The sequence below is a fragment of the Actinotalea sp. JY-7885 genome (assembly GCF_014525465.1).
Classification (GTDB): domain Bacteria; phylum Actinomycetota; class Actinomycetes; order Actinomycetales; family Cellulomonadaceae; genus Actinotalea.
This window is the reverse complement of the sequence record NZ_JACEXH010000239.1, coordinates 1-3,880: the sequence shown is the minus strand read 5'-3', so window position 1 is coordinate 3,880 and position 3,880 is coordinate 1. Positions and strand designations below refer to the sequence as shown.

Below are 3,880 nucleotides of genomic sequence, written 5' to 3'. Positions count from 1 at the left end.
TGAGCAGCGCGAGCCCGGCCGCCGAGCGTCCGCGCACCCCGGCGTGCGCGACGACGTCCCCGGGCCGCGCTCCGCTGCGGAGCACGGGCGCGCGCCCCTCCAGGTCGCCGTGCACGGTCACGGCGACCACGACCTCGGAGCCGCCCGACAGGTCCCCCCCGACGACGCCGACCTCGGGGCCGCACGCGGCGGCGAGGCCGCGAGCCAGGCCCAGCACCCAGGACACGGGCACGTCGGGCGGCACGACGAGCGCGACCACGAGAGCCGTCGGACGCGCCCCCATCGCGGCGACGTCGGCCAGGTTCTGGACCGCCGCGCGCCGGCCGACGTCCTCGCCGGACGACCACTCGCGACGGAAGTGGCGGCCCTCCACGAGCACGTCGGTCGAGACGACGACACGCGCGTCGGGCGCGGCCACGACGGCGGCGTCGTCGCCCGGGCCGAGCAGCGTCCCCGCCGCGCGCGGCAGGAGGGGGAAGATCTGCGCGAGGAGCGCGTCCTCACCGAGGTCGGCGACCGTCGGTCCGGCGCTCGCCTCGGGTTCCACGCGCCCAACCTACCCAGCGCCGCCCGGCCCCGGCGCCTCGGCCCGACCCCGCCCGCGCCGGTTACGGTGGCCGCGTGAACCGCCCGTCCCCCGCTCGCGCCCTCACCCTCTCGACCACGGCCGCCGGGTGCGCCCTGCTCGCCGCCTGCGGCCAGGCCGTGGCCGTGCCCGCGGCCCCGCACGCCGCGGACCCGGTGTGCGCGGCGGTCGTCCTCGCGATGCCCGAGACGCTCGACGGCATGCCCCGCCTCGAGACGACGAGCCAGGCGACGACCGCGTGGGGCGACCGCACGGCGCCGGTCGTGGCGCGCTGCGGGGTCGAGCCGCCCGGGCCCACGACGGACCCGTGCGTGGACGCGGACGACGGCGCGTACCAGGTCGACTGGGTGGCGATCGCCGGCGCCGAGGACGCCGACGGTGCGGCCCCGTGGACCTTCGTCACGTACGGCCGCGATCCCGCCGTCGAGGTCCGCGTGCCCGCGTCCGTGGCGAGCTCCCGCTCGACGTCGTTCCTGCTCGATCTGGGACCGGCCGTCAGCCTGGTCGAGCAGACCCGCTCCTGCCTGTGAGGCCCCACCCGGGACCACCGGGCCACGGCGCACGGCCCCGCCTGACTAGGATCGAGGCCCGGAGCTGGACGAAGGGATCGATGTCGTGACGACGGAGTTCGACCGTGTGGCAGTGATCGCCGGAGGCCTGTCCAACGAGCGCGAGGTCTCCATGCGCTCCGGGCGACGCGCCCTGTACGCCCTCGCGGAGGCGGGCATCGACGCGGCCCTCTACGACGCCGACGAGTCGCTCCTCGACCGCCTGGCGACCGACGGCGTCGACGCCGCCTACATCGCGGTGCACGGCGCCAGCGGCGAGGACGGCTCGCTGCAGTCCGCGCTCGAGCTCGCGGGCGTGCCCTACGTCGGCTCGCCGCCCAGCTCGTGCCACCTGGCCTGGGACAAGGTCGTCGCGAAGGTCCTCATGTCCCGCGCCGGCCTCGCGACCCCGCCCTGGGTGGCGATCTCGTCCCGCTCGTTCCGCGAGCTCTCGCCCGCGCAGCTGGTCCGGTCCATCACCGACCAGCTGGGGCTGCCCGTCGTCGTCAAGCCCGCGACCAGCGGCTCGACCCTCGGGATGAGCCTCGTCGAGGTCGCGGCGGACCTGCCGGCCGCGCTCGTGCGGTGCTTCACCTTCGGTGACGTCGCGCTCATCGAGCGGTACGTGGCGGGCCAGACCATCGAGACCGTCGTCGTCGAGGACGACGAGCCGCGCGCGCTGCCCCCGGCCGCGTTCCAGAACCCCGACGTGTCGCCGTTCTCCTTCGAGGCGCGCTACAGCGCCGACCTCATCACGGTCGCGCTGCCGGCGCCGCTGCCCGACGAGGCGCTCGCCGCCGCCGCGCACGCCGCCGAGCTGACGCACCGCGTGCTGGGCCTGCGGGACATCTCGCGGACCGACGCGATCGTCGACGACGCCGGGACCCCGTGGTTCCTCGAGGCGGCCATCTCCCCCGGGCTCACCGAGACGTCCGTGCTGCCCCTGGCGGCCGCCGAGGTCGGTCGCCCGCTCGGCCAGCTGCTGCTGGACCTGCTCGCCAAGGCGCACCGCCGCGCGGCGACCGCCCCGTCGTCCTGACGGGGCGGCCGGCGCGCGCGGGCGTCAGGCGCGCGGCCCGTCCAGGCCGACGAGCTTGCCGCTGATGCCGCCCGCGGCACGCAGGGCGGCGCCGGAGCCGAAGCCGCTGGCGACCGCGGGCACGCCGGCGTCGCGCGCCTCGACGAGCGCGTCGCGCAGCACCTGAGCCGCCGGACGCTTGGAGGCCCACAGGTACAGCGCCATCGCACCGGGCACCGAGTTGACCTCGTTGACGTACAGCTCGTGCGTCTGCGGCTGGTACAGCAGGTCCACGCGGACCACCCCGGTCAGGCGCGTCGCGACGGCGACCCGGCGCGCGATGTCCTGCGCCTGGGCGGTGACCTCGGCCGGCACCTGCGCGGGGATCTCGCGCGGCGCGTTCGTCAGGCCCGCGTCCTCGCCCGCCCCGCCCGCGAGGTACTTCTCGGCGTAGGAGTAGACGCCCTCGCTGCCGCGCAGCGGCCGCTCGAGGTCGGAGACCTCGAGCGTGGGCGCCGTGCGGAAGGAGATGTTGAGGTCGACCAGGTCGCCGCGGAACGGCTCGAGCACGGCGCCCTGGCGCAGGTGCGTGCTGGTGCGCCCGAGGACGCGGGCGGCCGCGAGGTCGTCGACGATCTCGATGCCGATCGACGAGCCGCCGTAGCGCGGCTTGACGATGTACGGGCCCTCGAAGCCCGGGTCGACGTCGGCGTCGAGCGCGGCCCGCGGCAGCGTCGGGACGCCCGCGGCGACCATGACGCCCCCGAACGCGAGCTTGTCCATGCCGAGCGCCGACGCGTACAGCGACGAGCCGGTCGCCGGCAGCCCCAGGAGCGCGGCCAGCGACGCGAAGCCGCCACCCTCGCCCAGGCCGCCGTGCAGGCAGCTCAGCGCGGCCTCGGGCTCGAGCCGCTCGGAGCGCAGGCGCCCCTTGACGTACAGGCCGGGGTCGGCGCCGAGCCGGATCTCGACCGGCTTCGCGCCGGCGGGGGCGCCCTGCAGGTAGTCCTTGGCCTCGGTGCCCGGCGGCACGAGGAACCACGCGCCCGTGGGGCCCCAGTAGAGGGAGAGCACCTGCTCACCCGCGCGGGTCAGGACCCGCTCGCTCTGCAGGCCGGTCAGGATCGAGATCTCGTGCTCCGGGGACGGACCGCCGAACACCACTGCCCAGGACATGCACCCTCATCTCGTCGTCGGGGGATCGTCGCCGGCACCGGCACGCCGGGACCGGCACACCGTCACCACCTGCAGCGTGGCACGCGTGCTGCGTACCGACGCAGGTCACGGATAGTGGTCCGGCAGGTCGTTCTCGTAGAGTACGACGCCGTTCGAGCCCGCCGCGGCGGTCGCCAGCGGCACCGCCTCGGGGCGTGTGGCCACGACCTCGACGGCTCCCCCGGCCCGCGCCGCACCCTCGACGAGCGCCGCGCGGTTGGTCCGCCCGACGACGACGAGGTGCGCCCCGGCGGCCGCGGCGGCCTCCGCGAAGTCCGCGTTGCGCCGGTGCTGCACGGGGCCGAGCTCGACGATGCCGGGCGTCACGACGACGAGGCGTGCGCCCCGCTCCCGCGCGAGCCCCGCCGCCTCGTCGAGCGCGGCGCGCGCGCCGATCGGGTTCGCGTTGTAGGTGTCGTCGACCACGACCAGGCCCGTGCCGGTGTCCTGCACCTCGGCGCGGTGGGCGGCGCGCGGCAGCGCGCGCAGCCGCGGCCCGGCCGCCGCGACGTC

The 3,880-nt window shown here is 76.6% G+C and carries 5 protein-coding genes; 2 read left to right on the top strand and 3 right to left on the bottom strand.

The features are described 5' to 3' along the window. On the bottom strand, positions 1-547 hold a 547-nt coding region (locus IDM29_RS15540; protein WP_309232755.1), incomplete at its 3' end, for an AIR synthase related protein. A 74-nt stretch (positions 548-621) separates the two neighbouring features. Between IDM29_RS15540 and IDM29_RS15535 the strand changes: the two genes are divergently transcribed. Together IDM29_RS15535 and IDM29_RS15530 are read left to right on the top strand one after the other, a co-directional pair. Further along, positions 622-1,116, top strand: coding sequence for a DUF3515 family protein (locus tag IDM29_RS15535; protein ID WP_182111547.1), 495 nt, complete (start codon positions 622-624; stop codon positions 1,114-1,116). A gap of 85 nt (positions 1,117-1,201) precedes the next feature. Beyond that, positions 1,202-2,173, top strand: coding sequence for a D-alanine--D-alanine ligase (locus IDM29_RS15530; protein ID WP_220457948.1), 972 nt, complete (start codon positions 1,202-1,204; stop codon positions 2,171-2,173). A gap of 24 nt (positions 2,174-2,197) precedes the next feature. Here IDM29_RS15530 and IDM29_RS15525 read toward each other — a convergent pair whose 3' ends face one another. Both IDM29_RS15525 and IDM29_RS15520 read right to left on the bottom strand, forming a co-directional pair. After that, positions 2,198-3,328, bottom strand: a complete 1,131-nt coding sequence (locus IDM29_RS15525) for a hypothetical protein (protein WP_182111548.1) — start codon at positions 3,326-3,328, stop codon at positions 2,198-2,200. A gap of 105 nt (positions 3,329-3,433) precedes the next feature. Then, positions 3,434-3,880, bottom strand: a 447-nt coding sequence (locus IDM29_RS15520) for a glutamate ligase domain-containing protein (protein WP_304518697.1), incomplete at its 5' end; no start/stop codon positions are given.

Bases quoted from the DNA above. Each gene is read 5' to 3' on its own strand.
- IDM29_RS15525 (WP_182111548.1), bottom strand. From the start codon at position 3,328: ATGTCCTGGGCAGTGGTGTTCGGCGGTCCGTCCCCGGAGCACGAGATC.